The sequence below is a fragment of the Delftia sp. JD2 genome, from assembly GCF_001682645.1.
In the GTDB taxonomy this organism is placed as follows: Bacteria; Pseudomonadota; Gammaproteobacteria; order Burkholderiales; family Burkholderiaceae_C; genus Comamonas; species Comamonas acidovorans.
Genome location: NZ_LFJT01000027.1, coordinates 1 through 14587, shown reverse-complemented (window position 1 = coordinate 14587; position 14587 = coordinate 1). Strand labels below are relative to the sequence as shown.

12 protein-coding genes are annotated in these 14587 nt (G+C 69.5%); 3 read left to right on the top strand and 9 right to left on the bottom strand.

Translation table 11 applies throughout. The features are described from left to right. Positions 1 to 50: 50 nt before the first annotated feature. Positions 51 to 1325, top strand: coding sequence for an acyl-CoA dehydrogenase family protein (locus ACM14_RS15935; protein WP_012205123.1), 1275 nt, complete (start codon positions 51 to 53; stop codon positions 1323 to 1325). Between the two features lie 70 nt (positions 1326 to 1395). On the opposite strand, the gene ACM14_RS15930 is transcribed toward ACM14_RS15935, so the two are convergent. The 8 genes from ACM14_RS15930 to ACM14_RS15895 form a co-directional block, all read right to left on the bottom strand. Next, the gene (locus ACM14_RS15930) at positions 1396 to 2853 is read right to left on the bottom strand and encodes an efflux transporter outer membrane subunit (protein ID WP_065346688.1); all 1458 of its coding nucleotides are present in this window, start codon (positions 2851 to 2853) and stop codon (positions 1396 to 1398) included. 1 nt (position 2854) lies between these two features. Further along, a complete protein-coding gene (locus ACM14_RS15925; protein WP_052155350.1) occupies positions 2855 to 4849 on the bottom strand; it encodes an ABC transporter permease in 1995 nt (664 codons plus the stop codon). Beyond that, the gene (locus ACM14_RS15920; RefSeq protein WP_065346687.1) at positions 4849 to 6081 is read right to left on the bottom strand and encodes an efflux RND transporter periplasmic adaptor subunit; all 1233 of its coding nucleotides are present in this window, start codon (positions 6079 to 6081) and stop codon (positions 4849 to 4851) included. Before ACM14_RS15920 ends, ACM14_RS15925 begins: the two co-directional genes overlap by 1 nt. A 49-nt stretch (positions 6082 to 6130) precedes the next feature. Next, on the bottom strand, positions 6131 to 6508 hold the full coding sequence (locus ACM14_RS15915; RefSeq protein WP_065346686.1) for a DUF3325 domain-containing protein: 378 nt from the start codon (positions 6506 to 6508) through the stop codon (positions 6131 to 6133). Next, entirely contained in the window at positions 6505 to 8220 is a 1716-nt protein-coding gene (locus tag ACM14_RS15910) for a PepSY domain-containing protein (RefSeq protein WP_065346685.1), read from the bottom strand. Before ACM14_RS15910 ends, ACM14_RS15915 begins: the two co-directional genes overlap by 4 nt. Before the next feature lies 1 nt (position 8221). Beyond that, a complete protein-coding gene (locus ACM14_RS15905) occupies positions 8222 to 8557 on the bottom strand; it encodes a DUF3649 domain-containing protein (RefSeq protein ID WP_065346684.1) in 336 nt (111 codons plus the stop codon). 205 nt (positions 8558 to 8762) lie between these two features. Next, positions 8763 to 11258, bottom strand: coding sequence for a TonB-dependent receptor (locus ACM14_RS15900; RefSeq protein ID WP_065346683.1), 2496 nt, complete (start codon positions 11256 to 11258; stop codon positions 8763 to 8765). Positions 11259 to 11390: 132 nt separating this feature from the next. Next, positions 11391 to 12746, bottom strand: coding sequence for a sigma-70 family RNA polymerase sigma factor (locus ACM14_RS15895; RefSeq protein WP_063326384.1), 1356 nt, complete (start codon positions 12744 to 12746; stop codon positions 11391 to 11393). Between the two features lie 489 nt (positions 12747 to 13235). Here ACM14_RS15895 and ACM14_RS15890 point away from each other — a divergent pair, with 489 nt between their 5' ends. Continuing rightward, complete coding sequence (locus ACM14_RS15890; RefSeq protein WP_065346682.1) at positions 13236 to 13607, top strand: hypothetical protein; 372 nt, start codon at positions 13236 to 13238, stop codon at positions 13605 to 13607. Positions 13608 to 13610: 3 nt separating this feature from the next. Further along, positions 13611 to 13868 (top strand): hypothetical protein, encoded by a 258-nt coding sequence (locus ACM14_RS15885; protein ID WP_065346681.1) that lies wholly within the window; start codon positions 13611 to 13613, stop codon positions 13866 to 13868. A gap of 56 nt (positions 13869 to 13924) precedes the next feature. On the opposite strand, the gene ACM14_RS15880 is transcribed toward ACM14_RS15885, so the two are convergent. Then, the coding region (locus tag ACM14_RS15880) for a TonB-dependent siderophore receptor (RefSeq protein ID WP_139093444.1) at positions 13925 to 14587 on the bottom strand (663 nt) is incomplete at its 5' end.

Genomic DNA, 14587 nt, shown 5'->3' with positions numbered 1-14587 from the left:
GATCACCCCGTTTCCACCACAAGCGACAAGCCAAGAGAAGGAGCGCATCCATGGACTTTGAATATTCGCCCAAGACCAAGGACCTGCAGGAACGCCTGCTGAAGTTCATGGACGAGCACATCTATCCCGGCGAAAAGGACTATGCCGCCGAGATGGAAGCCAACACCGCCGCAGGCAAGCGCTGGACGCCGCTGCAGACCATCGAGAAGCTCAAGGTCAAGGCCCGGGAGCAAGGCTTGTGGAACCTCTTCCTGCCCGTGGACAGCGCCGAGGCCGCTGGCTACAAGGGCGGCGGCCTGACCAACCAGGAATACGCGCCGCTGGCCGAGATCATGGGCCGCGTGCCATGGTCCAGCGAGGTGTTCAACTGCTCTGCGCCCGACACCGGCAACATGGAGACCATTGCGCGCTACGGCAGCACCGAACTCAAGGAGCGCTGGCTCAAGCCGCTGCTGGAGGGCAAGATCCGCTCGGCCTTCGCCATGACCGAGCCCGAGGTGGCCTCCTCCGACGCCACCAACATCTGCACCCGCATCGAGCGCCAGGGCGACGAGTACGTGATCAACGGCCACAAGTGGTGGATCTCGGGTGCCGGCGATCCGCGCTGCCAGGTCTTCATCACCATGGGCAAGACCGACCCCGATGCGCCCAAGCACTCGCAGCAGAGCATGATCATCGTGCCCGGCGACGCGCCCGGCATCCGCATCGTGCGTCCGCTCAACGTCATGGGCTATGACGATGCGCCGCACGGCCATATGGAGATGTACTTCGAGAACGTGCGCGTGCCCGTGGGCAACATCCTGCTGGGCGAGGGCCGTGGCTTCGAGATCGCCCAGGGCCGCCTTGGCCCCGGCCGCATCCACCACTGCATGCGCCTGATCGGCCTGGCCGAGCGCGCGCTGGAGCTGATGTGCAAGCGCGCCAGCTCGCGCATCGCCTTCGGCAAGAGCGTGGCCCAACAGACCGTGACGCAGGAACGCATCGCCGAGGCACGCTGCCGCATCGACATGGCGCGCCTGCTCACGCTCAAGGCCGCCTGGCTGATGGACATTGCCGGCAACAAGGTGGCGCGCAGCGAGATCGCCATGATCAAGGTCGTGGCCCCCAGCATGGCCTGCCAGGTCATCGACTGGGCCATGCAGGTTCACGGCGGCGGCGGCATGAGCGACGACTTCCCGCTGGCCAGCGCCTACGCCCACGCGCGCACGCTGCGCTTTGCCGACGGCCCGGACGAAGTGCACCGCAACGCCATCGCCAAGTGGGAGCTGGGCAAGTACGGCGCCTACGGCAAGGATGCCGGCGTGCCCATCACGCGCGGCAGCTGAGCAGGCTTCAAGCCTGAGGCCTGAGGCCGCACACCCGGCAGGATCGGGTGGCGACCCTGGCCCTTCCCTCTCAGCCAGGTGGCAATGCCTCCTGGCTTTTTTGTGCCTGTCTTTCCGGCATTTCAATGCCCATGGCAGGCGCCTCCCATCCCCCGCCCAGCGCCCGGTACAGCGCCACGCGCGCCTGCAGCTGCAGCAGGCGCTGCAGCACGGCATCGTCCTGGGCCGCGTACAGCGTGGTCTGGGCCTGCAGCAGGGACAGCAGGCTTTCCGCCCCGGCCTTGTAGCGCAGCTCGGCCAGCGACACGGCCTGGCGGGCCTGGGCCAGCACCTCGGCCTGGGCCTCGGCCTGGGCCTTCAGGCCGTGGACGGCGTTGAGCGCCAGGTCCACATCGCCATAGGCGGCGACGATGGACTTGTAATAGCCGGCCAGCAGCTCCTCGCGCCGGGCCTGGGCGCCATCGCGCTCGGCCGCCAGACGGCCGCCGTCGAAGATGGGGCCGGCCAGTCCGGCCAGCAGCGAATAGACCGGCTCGCGCAGCCAGTCGCTGGCGCGGCCCGCGCTGGTGCCCGCGCTGCCCGTGAGGGTCAGCCGGGGCCACAGCGCTGCGCGGGCGGCCTGCAGGTTGGCGCTGGCGGCGGTCAGTTGCGCCTCAGCACTGGCAATGTCAGGGCGGCGCTGCAGCAGCTGCGTGGGCAGGCCTGCGCCGATCTCGGGCAGCTGCAGGGCTTGCAGCGAGTCCGTGGCCAGCGCGGGGCGCCGGGCCTGGCCCAGCAGCACGGCCAGCGTGGCATCGGCATCCTCGCCCTGGCGGCGCAGCGTGGCCAGGGCCTGGCGCTGGCTGGCCACCAGGCCGCGCTGCTGGGCCAGCTCCAGCTGGGTGGCGGCACCTGCGCGCGCGCGGGACTCCACCAGGCCCAGCAGCCGCTCGGCATTGGCCACGTTGCGCGCCGCAATGGCCTGGCGTTCGCGCAGCGCCACGGCCTGCAGCCAGCCATGGGCCACCTGGGCGGTGACCGTGAGGCGCACCGTGTCCTGGTCGAACCGGCTGGCCTGCCAGGCCGCCGCCGCCGCATCGCGCGTGGCGCGGTTGCGGCCCCAGAAGTCCACCTCATACGAGGCCGTCAGCGCGGCGCCATAGACGCTGGCCTGCCCGCCCGCTACCTGCGCGTGGTTCATGCGCTGGGCGCGCAGCTCGCCATTGAGCGAGGGCAGCAGCGCCGCGCCTGCCTGGCGCGTGGCCGCCTCGGCCTGGCGCACGCGGGCCATGGCGGCAGCCATGTCCAGGCTCTGGTCCTGGGCGACCTGCACCATGCCGCCCAGCTCCGCGCTGCCAAAGGCCTGCCACCACTGCGGTGAGACGGAGGCAGGGAGGACTTCGCCCTGCTGCTTCCAGGAAGCGGCCAGCGCAGGCGCTGTCCTGTCCGGCATCGTCTGCTGCGCGGCGCAGCCGCCCAGCGCAGCCAGGGCCAGGGCGATGCAGCCCAGGCGCGCATTTCCCAGCGTCTTGTCGTTCATGTCTTTCATCTCACTCTCCCGCCAGCGCGCGCACCGGGTCCAGCCGCGCCGCCGTCTTGGCCGGCATGTAGCCGAACACCAGGCCCGTCACCACGGCGCAGGCAAAGGCGCCCAGCATGGCGCGCACCGAAAACACCACGGGCACGCCCGCCACGATGAGCACCACGCCCACGGCCAGCCCGGCCAGCAGGCCCACCGTGCCGCCCACGAAGGTGACCAGGCTGGCCTCGGTCAGGAACTGGCGCAGGATGTCGCGCTGGCGCGCGCCCGTGGCCATGCGGATGCCGATCTCGCGCGTGCGCTCGCGCACCGTCATCAGCATCACGTTCATCACGCCGATGCCGCCCACCACCAGGGAGACGGCGGCAATCAGGCCCAGCATCACCGCCATGCTCTGGCGCGTGGCCGCCTCGGCCTGGATGCGCGCGGCCGCGTTGCCGATGCCGAAGTCCTCACGCCCGCCGTGGCGCGCCAGCAGCAGCTTGCGCATGGCCTCTTCCGCCTCGTGCACCACATCGGAGGACATGGCCTCGATCACCACATAGTCGGGCTGGGTCTGCGACTGGTAGACGCGCGCCCGGCCCGAGCGGTAGGGAATGAAGACCATGTCGTCATAGTTCTGCGCGCCCGAGTCCGCGCCGCGCTCGCTCATCACGCCGATGACCTCGAAGGCCGACGTGCCGATGATCAGCTGGCGGCCCAGCGGGTTGGGCGTGTCGGGGAAGAAGTGCTGGTGCGCCTTGTGGCCCAGGACCACCAGGGGCGCCAGGTCGCGGTCCTCGGCCTCGGTGTAGTAGCGGCCCTGGGCCAGCTTCCAGTGGTGCACCAGGGGCATCTCCTCGCTGGCCGCGAACACGTAGATCTGCTTGTCGGCCTTGCCGTAGCGCACGGTGATGGGGTCGCCGATCACGGGCATCACGCGCCGTATCTCGGGCAGTTCGCGCACGGCGGCCAGGTCTTCCTCGGTCATCTGCCCGGCCGGCCCGCCCGTGGCCGGCGGCTTGCTGCCCATGTAGAGGATGGCCGTGCCCATGGTCCCCATCTGCTCAACCACCTTGCGCCGTGCGCCCTCGCCAATGGCCAGCATCACGATGACCGAGGCCACGCCGATGACGATGCCCAGCAAGGTCAGGCTGGTGCGCACGCGGTTCATGCGCATGCCGCGCCAGGCGCTGCGCGCGGCCTCGAACAGCTCGGCCAGCCAGGGCGCGCCGGCGCTGCCGCGCTGCGGCGTGAGCGGCAGGGCAGCGGCGCCCGCATTCACCCCGTTTGCGGCATCGTCGCGCTGGCTGTCGCTGGTGATGCGGCCGTCGCTGATCTCGATCACGCGGCGCGCCTGGGCGGCCACAGTGCGGTCGTGGGTGATGAGGATGATGGTGTGGCCCGCATCGGCCAGCTCGCGCAGCAGGGCCATGACTTCGGCGCCGCTGTGCGAGTCCAGCGCGCCCGTGGGCTCGTCGGCCAGGATGATCTGGCCGCCGTTCATCAGCGCACGCGCAATCGACACACGCTGCTGCTGCCCGCCCGACAGCTGGTTGGGCCGGTTGCCCAGGCGCGATCCCAGGCCCAGGCGCTCCAGCAGCGCTCGGGCGCGCCGCACGCGCTCTTCCTTGGGCAGGCCTGCGTAGATGGCAGGCATTTCCACGTTCTCGCTGGCGCTTTCGCTGGCGATCAGGTGGTAGCCCTGGAAGACGAAGCCGAAGGCCTCGCGCCGCAGCCAGGCCAGCGCGTCCGAGTCCAGCGTGGCCACGTCCTGGCCCTGGAAGTGGTAGCTGCCCTCGCTGGGCCGGTCCAGGCAGCCCAGGATGTTCATCAGCGTGGACTTGCCCGAACCCGAGCTGCCCACCACCGCGACGAACTCGCCCGCACGTATCTCCAGGTCGATGCCGTGCAGCACGGTGACGGCGGGCTGGCCGCTGTCGCCGCCGCCGTAGTGCTTGGTGATGCCGCGCAGCTCTATCAGCGGTGCGGTCAGCGGCGCGCCGGCCTGCATGCCCTGCCCCATCACCATTGCAGCCACCGCGGGCCACGGTCCAGAGGCGTCTCGCCGACGATGACGCGCTCGCCTTCCTGCAGGCCCTCCAGCACCTCGGCCTGGTGGCGGCTGCGCACGCCCAGGCGCACGGTGCGCTGCTCGGGCTGGCCCTTGGCGTCCAGCACGCGCACGGTCTGCGTGCTGCCGGCCTTCTCGCCGTTCTCTGCCTTTTCCGCCTTGTCAGTCGTTCCCGCCTTGTCGGCCACGGCCATCAGCGGCACGGTGAGTGCCTGCGCGGCCTGGCCGGTGACGAAGACCACCTGGGCCGTCATCTGGGGCATCAGCTCGGCGTCCTCGTTGTCCACATCGAACAGCACGGTATAGGCCACGGCCTTGGTGGCGGGCGCAGGCGCCTGGCCCGCATTGCCGCCGGCCGGCGCCTGGCTGGTAGAGGGCGAAGGCAGCACCTGGCGCACCTTGCTGGACCAGCGCCGGGGCCTGGCCTGGTCGGCGCCACCCAGCGTGGTGAAGTACACCGGCATGTCGTCGCGCACGCGGCGCACGTCGGCCTCGGACACCTCGGTCCACACCGTCATGGCCGACAGGTCGGCAATGCGCAGGATGTTGGGCGTCTGGTAGGTGGCGTTCAGCGTCTGGCCCTCACGTGCCTCCACTGACACCACGGTGCCCGCCATGGGCGCGTAGATGCGCGTATAGCCCAGGCGCGCCTCGTCGGCCTTGAGCGTGGCCTGGGTCTGGTCGATCTGGGCCTTCAGGTGCTCCATGCGGGCACCGGCGGCGGCCAGGTTGGCTTCTGCGGTCTGCAGGTCTTCCTCGCGCGTGGCCCCGTCGCGGGCCAGCTGGCGCTGGCGCGTGAGCTGCTGCTCGGCCAGCTTGCGCAGCGCCTGCTGCTCGGCCAGCTGCGCGCGCAGGCCCGCCAGCGAGGCACGCCCCGCATCCACCGTGGCGCGCTGCACGCTGGGGTCGATCTCCACCAGCAGTGCGCCCTTCTCCACCTGGGCGCCGGGCTCCACGCGCAGCCGGGTGACCTGGCCCGACACCTGGGCGCCCACGTCCACATAGCGGCGCGGCTGCAGCGTGCCGATGGCCGTGACGGTGGACTCGATATCGGTGCGCGCCACGGTCTCGGTCTGGTAGGCCACGGCAGGCCGGCTGGACCACCAGGCGGCCGCGCCCCCGGCCGCCGCCAACAGGACCACCGCCACGGCGATGGCTTTCCAGCGTTGCTGCGTGCGCGTCATGCTTGCCTCCCGACCACACACACCCCGAACTGGAACGAAAGCAGGAAACTCATCTGAAAAACCCCGTAGTACCGAAACTGAAAACAATCCACGCCAAATCCGCCACGGCAAGCACGCCAGCCAACCAGGCCAGCCGCGCCGCCCAGCGCGCATGGGCGCTGATCAGGGCCACGGCCATCAGCGCGCCGGCGGACACAAAGCCCAGCCAGGCCACCGAGCCCACCGTGCCGCCCCAGCCCGAAAGAACGGGCACAAGGGCCAGCGCCAGCAGCGCCGTGCCCAGGCTGCGCAACTGCGGGCCGCGACGGGCCGGCAGCTCGCGCGCGCCGGTCAATTGTTCGTAGTGGCGGTCCATGGCAAAGGCCAGGGCCGCCATGCCTGCAAAGGCCAGGGCCAGTGCGGCCAGGGATGCGTGCAACGTGCTCATGCCTGCACCTCCGAGGGGCCGGCTACGGCGGCCTGCCCCTTGGCCGTCTTTACCTTGGCGGCGGCACCCGCGCCGCGCCGCGCCAGCCAGCGCCAGGCCCAGGCGGCCGCCAGCCCCGTGGCCAGGCAGAACAGCTCCACCCCGGCGCTTTCCCAGTCGCCCTCCAGCATGTGGGCCGACAGCGGCTCGCCCACGGTGATCCAGTTGAGCAGCGGCAGCAGCAGGCACAGCATGGCCAGCAGGCCCATCTGCTGGCGCCAGGCCGTGGCCGGCGCGCAGGCCAGCGCATGCACCAGCGCCAGGCCCCACAGCCCGAAGAACACGGCCAGCTCCCAGTCATCGCGGTGCGCCAGGCCCACGGGCACCAGGCGGTTGGCCCACAGGTAGCCGATGCAGCCCAGGCCCAGCCCGGCGATGGCCGCCACGTTCAGGCCCTCGATCAGCCGGTACACGCGCGCCGTGGCGCTGCCGAACTCGCCCTGGTGGCGGCTGCGGCGCTTGACCATGAAGAGGATGGCGCCCGTGGCCATCATGGCCGCGCCCGCCAGGCCGCACAGGAAGTACAGCCACTTCATGGCCAGCCCGCCGAACTTGACCATGTGCAGCCCGCCCATGACCGCCTGGGCCAGCGAGGGGGTGCCGCCGTCGGCGCCGCCGGGCAGGCGTACCTGCAGCACCTCGCCCGTGGCGGCCGAGAACATGGCCATGCCCGAATTGGGGCTCAGGCGCTGATGCGCACGGTCATCGCTGTTCCAGCCGTAGACGCCGATGCGTGCCGATGCATCGCCGGGATGGTTGACGACCACCGCGCGCACCGCCTGGCCCATCAGCTCCTGGCCGCGCCGCACAAAGGGCTCCAGATCGGGCACCGCCAGGGGCTTGCCGGACAGCGCGGGCGGCCCGGCCTCGTTCATGTCGGCGATGAAGGCCGTGCGGGCGGCCTGGTCCGTGCCATAGACCGTCCAGACGCCAGCGGGCATGAAGCTCAGGCTGGAGATGGCGATGCCGGTATAGGCAATCATGAACTGGAAGGGCAGCGTCAGCACCGCCACGGCGTTGTGCGCGTCCAGCCAGCTGCGCTGGCCCTTGCGTGCGCGAAAGGTGAAGAAGTCCTTGAAGATGCGCTTGTGCGTGATCACGCCGCTGACCAGGGCCACCAGCATGGCCATGGCGGCAATGCCGATCACCCACAGCCCCACCTGCCCTGCATGCAGTTCATAGTGGAAGTCCACGAAATGGTTGCCGCCCATGGTGGCGCGCGCGGCGCCGTGGCCGTGGCCGGCCCCCATTTCCTCGCCCGTGGCGGTGTCCAGCTCGGCATCGGCGTACTGGCGGTTGGCGTCGAACCAGTAGACACGCAGGTCGCCGCCGCCCTTGTCGTCGGATGGCCAGATCTCCCACATCTGCGCGCCCTGGTGGTGCTTTTGCATGTAGGCCGCGCCCCAGGCCAGGCGCTGGCCCAGGTCCGCACCCTGCCCGGCCGGCGCGGCGGCGCGCGCTGCCGCCTCGGCCGCCTCCTCGGCATGGTGCTCGGGCGTCATCCAGTGCGTGATGGCTTCCTGGAACACGGCCAGCGAACCCGTGAGGAACACCGCGAACAGCAGCCACGAAAACCACAGCCCGCACCAGGTATGCAGCCAGGCCTGGGCCTGGCGGAAACCGCCCGTGGCAGCGCCGCTGCCGGGGACCTTGCTGATCTGCGCCTTTGCCATCTCAGCCTCCCGCGCCATTGCGCGCCAGCAGCAGCGCGGCGCCGCCCATCAGGGCCGCAGGCACCAGCAACCCCAGCCAGACCCGGCCCGCCGAAACCGGCGAGAACGCCCAGATCACCGCCAGCGCGTGCAGCGCAAAGCTCCACTGCATGCCGGCGATCACGGCATCGACACGCGCGCCGGGCAGCGCAGCGGCCAGGAATGCCGCCAGCGCGCTGGCCAGCGCATAGCCGCCGAAGACGGCGGCCAGCAGGCGGGACAGGACAAGCAGGCCCGGATGGACGGGCCTGTCGGCCTGGGTGGTATCTGCAGGATCAGCGGGTTGGGATTGGGGCATGTAATGGGTATTCGGATAAGCACAGGAACGCACGAATGCGTGCAAACAAGGGGCCAAAACAGATGCCGTGATGCGGCGGCCTTCAAGGCCCTCCTCATACATGACAAACGAGATCGAAAAAAAGGCCAGCCGCAATGGTTTTCGCCATTGCGGCCAGTGGCCTGGGTCAGACTGGGGCGGGCCCTCCTGGACCCCGCCCCGGCCCTCAGAAGGTGCCGCGCAGCGTCAGCACCGCATTGCGCGGCTTTCCATAGAAATTGCCGCCGCTCGCATAGCCCACGGTCTGGTAGTACGTCTTGTCAAAGATATTGTTGAGATTCAGGGAAACCGTCCAGCGCGGATCGATCCGGTACTGCACCATCGCATTGATGACGGAATAGCCGCCCTGGGTGAAGTTGTAGCGGCCGACTTCATTCCAGTCGGCGTCATACAGCGTATCGCGCACATGGTGCTTGCTCTGGATATGGGCGCTGCCGCCAATCTTCCAGCGCGACAGCTCGCCCGGCAGCACATAGGCCGTGGACAGCTTGAGCAGATGGCGCGGCGTGATGCTGCTGTAGGGCGCATCCTCGGTCTTGTCGCGCGTGGTGGTGTAGGTGTAGCCGGCCGCGATCTGCCAGCCCGGGCGCAGCTCGCCGCCGATCTCGGCGTCAAAGCCGCGGCTGGTCACCTTGCCCTGCGGCAGAAAGCAGCAATTGCCCGACCATTCCTCGTGATTGCTCGGATAGCGCGTATCCGTCACCGCCGTGCCCGTGCGCACCACGTTGAAAAGGCTGAATGTGGCATTGAGCCGGCCATCGGCCAATTCGCCCTTGAAACCGGCCTCATAGCTCTTGCCCTTGACCGGGTCCAGCGAATTGCCCGGAGGAGGCCCCGACTTGGACAGCGCCTGCGGCTTGAGAATCGAGGAATAGCTCAGATACGCCGACCATTGGTTGTTCAAGTCATAGATCACCCCGCCATACGGCGTGAACTTGGCCGGCTCGGAAAAGCGGCTGCCCGATGCCAATTCCCACTGGCCCGCCGCATTCAGCGACTCATAGACCTGGTTGAAGCGGTACTTGGCATAGCGCGCGCCCACGATCACATGCAGGCGGTCCGTCGGATGCAGGCGCAGCACGCCATAGCCGCCCGACTGGTCCTGGCCCCAGGGGTTGTAGCGGCGAGAGATGTCGCCGGCCGGCGCGGGGCGCCAGGCGCCGGGGTTGTGGACATCGATGGGCTCCACGCCCGTGGCATCGGTGGAATAGCCCACGTTCCAGAAGCTCTCCACCTTCTGCCGGTCCATGCCCAGCAGGATCTCGTGCGTGCGCCCGCCCAGGTCGAAGCTGCCGGCCAGGCTGGCGTCCAGCACGGTCTGCCGGTTCTCGTACAGGTAGTGGCCGCCGCCGTTCCAGTTCACGCCCAGGCCGGTTGCGGGGTCCAGCGCGCCGTAGCCGAACACCGTGGAGCCGTCATAGCTGGACTTGCTGCGGGTCAGGTTGAGCTTGCCCTTCCAGCGTGCGGAAAAGCGGTGTTCCAGCGCGCCGAACAGCTCGCTGTTGTCCTTGCGGCCCGTGGCCCAGGCCTGGGTGAAGCTGGTGTGGCGCGGCAGGCCGATATCGCTGCCGTCGCTGTAGCGCGGCACATCGCCGCCGCCATCGCCGCGCGTGCGGATCTTGCTGCGGCTCATGCCCACGGTCAGCAGGGTGTCTGGCGTCAGGTCCGCCTCGACCACGCCGTAGAACTGGGGAGCGCGCGTGTGCTTGATGTCCACGAACTGGTCGGTGTCCTGGTAGGACAGCACGGCCCGGCCGCGCACCCGGCCATCGAGGGCCAGCGGCCCCGTGGCATCCACCATGGTCTGGTAGTTGTTCCAGCTGCCGATGGACTGCTGCACCACGAAGCGCGGCTCGGCCAGCGGCTTCTTGCGCACGATGTTGATGATGCCGCCCGGATCGCCCACGCCGCCCAGCAGGCCCGAGGCGCCGCGCATCACCTCCACGCGGTCGTAGAAGTCCATGCTCTGGTTGACGCTGTAGGTGTACTGGGCGATGTTCAGCGGCGCGCCGCCGTCGATCTGCATGCTGTCGATCTGGAAGCCGCGCGAATAGAAATAGGTGGAGTCGAAATTGATCTGGCTGGTGGTGATGCCGGGCGTGGCGGCCAGCGCGTCGCGGATGTCGGTCATGCGGCGGTCGTCGAGCTGCTGGCGCGTGATCACCGACACCGATTGCGGGATCTCGCGGAACGACTGGTCCGTCTTGGAGGCAATGCTGGTCACGCGGCTGGTGTACGAACCCGTGCCCTCGGTCGTGCCGTCGATGGCCCGGCGCGCGCTCACCCGCACTTCGGCCAGCGTCTTTTCGATGGCGGCGACGGGCTGCACGGTCAGCGTGCCCTCTTGCACATGGCCCTGCAGGCCGCTGCCGGCCAGCAAATCATCCAGCGCCTGGCGCAGCGGCAGCTCGCCCCGTACGGCCGGCGCCTGCCGCTGCGCGGCCAGCGAGGGCGTGAACACCAGCTGCAGCCCGGCCTGCCGCGCGAACTGGTCCAGCGCGCTGGCCAGCGGCTGCGCCGCTATGTCGAAGCGCAGCGTCTGTGCGGCCGGCTGGGCCAGCGCCGCCTGCAGCGGCATGGCCAGGCCCAGGCAGAGCACGGCATGGGCCAGCGGATGGAGGGCGGCGCGGCAGGCGCCCGAAGAAGGGAAAAGCGGATGCATGGAAATCGTCCTTGGCAGTGATGGAAGGGACCCACAGGGATCACTGCCATGACGACTGGCCAGGAAAACTCCTGAAAAACAATGTGCGCCCCGCTGCCGTGCGCATGCAGTTGCTCTTGCCACCGTCACGCCTCAGCCCGCCGTGGCCACCAGCAGGCCGCCATCGGCCTGCCTGCGCACCTGCACCGGCAGCGCATGGGGCAGCGCCCGCACCCAGGCATGGGCCTTGGCGATGCGCACGCGCCCGCTCAGGGGCAGGCGCGCGGCCTCGGGTGTGGCCTGCAGGTCGAACGGCGCATAGCGTGACAGCCGCGCCAGGGCCTCGCCCAGCGTGGCATCGGCAAACACCAGCTCGCCATGCCGCCAGGAGGCCGCCTGCCCGGCATCGCCCCGGGTCTGCGTGGCCACCGTGCCTTCCATGCGCAGGCCCTGGCCTGCAGACAATTCATAGAAGCGCCCGCCATCCGCATCGGATTGCACGCGCACACGCCCCGACTCCACCTGCACCGTGACCCGCTCCTGCCCCTGGGCGCCCGTGGCCAGTTCCACGCCGAAGCGCGTGCCCAGCACGGTGACGCGCACGCCGCCGGCCTGCACGGTGAAGGGCCGGTCCTCGTCCCGCTCCACCTCGAAGAAGGCTGCGCCCTGCGTCAGCTGCACCACGCGCCGCGTGGCGAAATACTCCACCTGCGCGCTGCTGAGCGCGTCCAGCAGCAGGCTGGAGCCATCGGGCAGGCCATGGCGCACCTGCTGGCCGCGCAGGCTGGACCAGCCGGCCTGCCACTGCACATGCGTGTCGCGGTAGTGCCGCCATTGCTGCCAGCCCAGGCTGCCGCCCAGGCCGAAACCGGCCACGCCCAGCAGCGCGGCCAGGCTGCGCCGCCGACCTGCATGTCGTGCAACGGCGCCGCCGGGCCGCGTACCGCGCCAGCGATGCAGCGCATCCTCTATGCAGGCACTGGCCTGGATCAGGTCGCGCTCCACGGTGTTGAGGCTGACGCCCAGGCGCTCGGCGATCTCGGGCTGGCGCTCGCCCTGCACGCGGTGGGCGATGAAGGCGGCGCGGCAGCGCTCGGGCAGGCTGTGCAAGGCGGACTCCAGCACGGCCAGCGCCTGGCGGTACATGACGGAGTCGGCCACATCGGGCGCATGGCTGGGCGCCAGTTGTTCATGGACTGCCGCCTCGCCCAGGTAGCGGGCATGGCGCTGGCGGCGGCGGTGCGCATCCAGCGCCATGTGCTGGGCCATCACGGCCAGATAGGCCGTGGCGTCGCGCGGCATCTGGGCCGGATTCGCGGCCCCGGCCAGGTCTGCGGCCTCGGCCGGGGCGCTGCGCGCGTGTTCCGCCAGCCGCAGCCAGGTGTCGTGCACCAGGTCGCCCGCCTCCTCGCGGCTGCCCGTGCTGCGCGTGGCGGCACGCACCAGGTCGGCATAGGCCCGGTCAAAGCCGGAAAGCAGAGCGCGGGTGAAGGAGGCGGACAAATCCATGGGGCTGGATCATAACCGCGCAAAGAAGAATCATTCTCAATAAACGCAATGCATGCCGGGCTCTTTCAGCGGTCCCTGGGCCATCCCCGAAAGGGCGCGATCGCAAGGTGCAACGGGCCGCGAAGCGACTTTGCGCACGCCGCACGCGCTATCATCCGCACCAGCCCCCTGTTCCGGGGCCGGTGCTTCAAAACACCCATTTAGTAAGCGGTGCTGCCTCCCCGAAAGCGAGGCCTTGTCACGTCTGGATTCCGGGCTGTGGACGCTCGTCCACGCCCCTGCGGTTTCGGGCGGGATGGGGCTACCCGTAAGGGCGTCCGCACATCTTGCTGTGTGTTTTGAACATCCCGTCCACCTGTTTCGTGCTTCAAAACGCGGAGTCGGTGGTTTCAGTCTCAGTAAGGAGCACGGAAACATGACTGCCGTTTCTCTGGCACTCGCCTGCGCGCCCTCTTTTGGCGCCGCCCTTTCCACACGGAGGGCCCAGGCATGAACCCCGCCCAGCCCACCCCCGCCACGGACAGCCACAGCACCCGGCAGCTGTCCAATGCCCTCACCCAGGTGGACCATCTCGTGCAGCAAGGCTGTGCAGAGATCTCCTCCATCGCCCAGCTGGCCCTGGCATGGCTGGAGACGCCCAAGGGCCATCGCCACATGGATGTGGTGGCCCGCGCCCTGCAAAGCATCCGCGACAGCGCCGAGACGCTGGCCGACTACGCCGGCACCGAGGCCCAGGCCATGGGCTGCGGATTCGAAGACGCGGCCGAGATGCGCCGCGCTGAAGCGGCCGAGGCAGCCGCCAAAGCCATGGCGCACCTGCTCGACTGCCGCACCCATGAGCCGGTGCGCCCGCAGGGCTGAGGCATGGCCATGGACAAAGACACCCCCAAGACACAGCCACCCAGCCTGCACCAGTTGACCAGCGCCATCACCGAGATCCACAGCAGCGTGCAGGAAAACTGCTCCGAGATCTCGGCCCTGGCGCAACTGGCCCTGGCGGCAGTGCATGCACCGCAGGAGCACCACAGCCAGCAGGCCCTGGCCCATGCGCTGCGCGCCATCCGCGACAGTGCCGACCTGCTGGCCGGCCATGTGAAGGTGGAGGCCCGGCGCGTGGTGTGATCCCCCGCAAGGCCGCTGACTGCACAACGGCGGCCCGAACGCCTGCGCCGCCGTCCTCAGAAGCTGCCGCGCAGCGTGAGCATGGCGTGGCGCGGTGCGCCATACAGGTTGTTGCTGAACGTTGTGCCCAGGGTCTGGTAGTAGGTCTTGTCGAGCAGGTTGTTGATGTTCAGCGTGACCGTCCAGCGCGGGTCGATGCGGTACTGCACCATGGCATTCCACAGCGCGTAGCCGCCCTGCGTGAAGTCAAAGGGCACGGACGTGCCCGCCGCCGACAGCGCCGTGCCGCTGACGTAGTGCGTGCTCTGGATCTGGGCGCTGCCGCCCACTTTCCAGCGCGACAGCTCGCCCGGCAGCGTATAGGCCGTGGACAGCTTGAACAGGTGGCGCGGCGTGATGCTGCTGTAGGTCTTTTCGGTGCTGCGGTCGCGGGTGTTGTTGAAGGTGTAGCCCGCTGCCAGTTGCCAGCCGGGCTGCAGCTCGCCGCCCAGTTCCATGTCGAAGCCCCGGCTGGTGACCTTGCCCTGTGCCAGGTAGCAGCAGTTGCCGCTCCAGCGGCTGTTGCTGGTCTCGTAGCGCGGGTCCACCACGGCCGTGCCCGTGCGCTCCACATTGAAGAGGCTGAAGGTGGCGTTCAGCCGCCCGTCCATCAGCTCGCCCTTGAGGCCGGCCTCGTAGCTGGCGCCCTTGACCGGCGGCAGCGAGGTGCCCGGCGCCGG

Coding starts and splice junctions, on each gene's coding strand:
- ACM14_RS15910 (WP_065346685.1), bottom strand. CDS start 8,220: ATGGCAAAGGCGCAGATCAGCAAGGTCCCCGGCAGCGGCGCTGCCACG.
- ACM14_RS15900 (WP_065346683.1), bottom strand. CDS start 11,258: ATGCATCCGCTTTTCCCTTCTTCGGGCGCCTGCCGCGCCGCCCTCCAT.
- ACM14_RS15930 (WP_065346688.1), bottom strand. CDS start 2,853: ATGAAAGACATGAACGACAAGACGCTGGGAAATGCGCGCCTGGGCTGC.
- ACM14_RS15885 (WP_065346681.1), top strand. CDS start 13,611: ATGGCCATGGACAAAGACACCCCCAAGACACAGCCACCCAGCCTGCAC.
- ACM14_RS15915 (WP_065346686.1), bottom strand. CDS start 6,508: ATGAGCACGTTGCACGCATCCCTGGCCGCACTGGCCCTGGCCTTTGCA.
- ACM14_RS15935 (WP_012205123.1), top strand. CDS start 51: ATGGACTTTGAATATTCGCCCAAGACCAAGGACCTGCAGGAACGCCTG.
- ACM14_RS15905 (WP_065346684.1), bottom strand. CDS start 8,557: ATGCCCCAATCCCAACCCGCTGATCCTGCAGATACCACCCAGGCCGAC.
- ACM14_RS15890 (WP_065346682.1), top strand. CDS start 13,236: ATGAACCCCGCCCAGCCCACCCCCGCCACGGACAGCCACAGCACCCGG.
- ACM14_RS15920 (WP_065346687.1), bottom strand. CDS start 6,081: ATGACGCGCACGCAGCAACGCTGGAAAGCCATCGCCGTGGCGGTGGTC.
- ACM14_RS15925 (WP_052155350.1), bottom strand. CDS start 4,849: ATGGGGCAGGGCATGCAGGCCGGCGCGCCGCTGACCGCACCGCTGATA.
- ACM14_RS15895 (WP_063326384.1), bottom strand. CDS start 12,746: ATGGATTTGTCCGCCTCCTTCACCCGCGCTCTGCTTTCCGGCTTTGAC.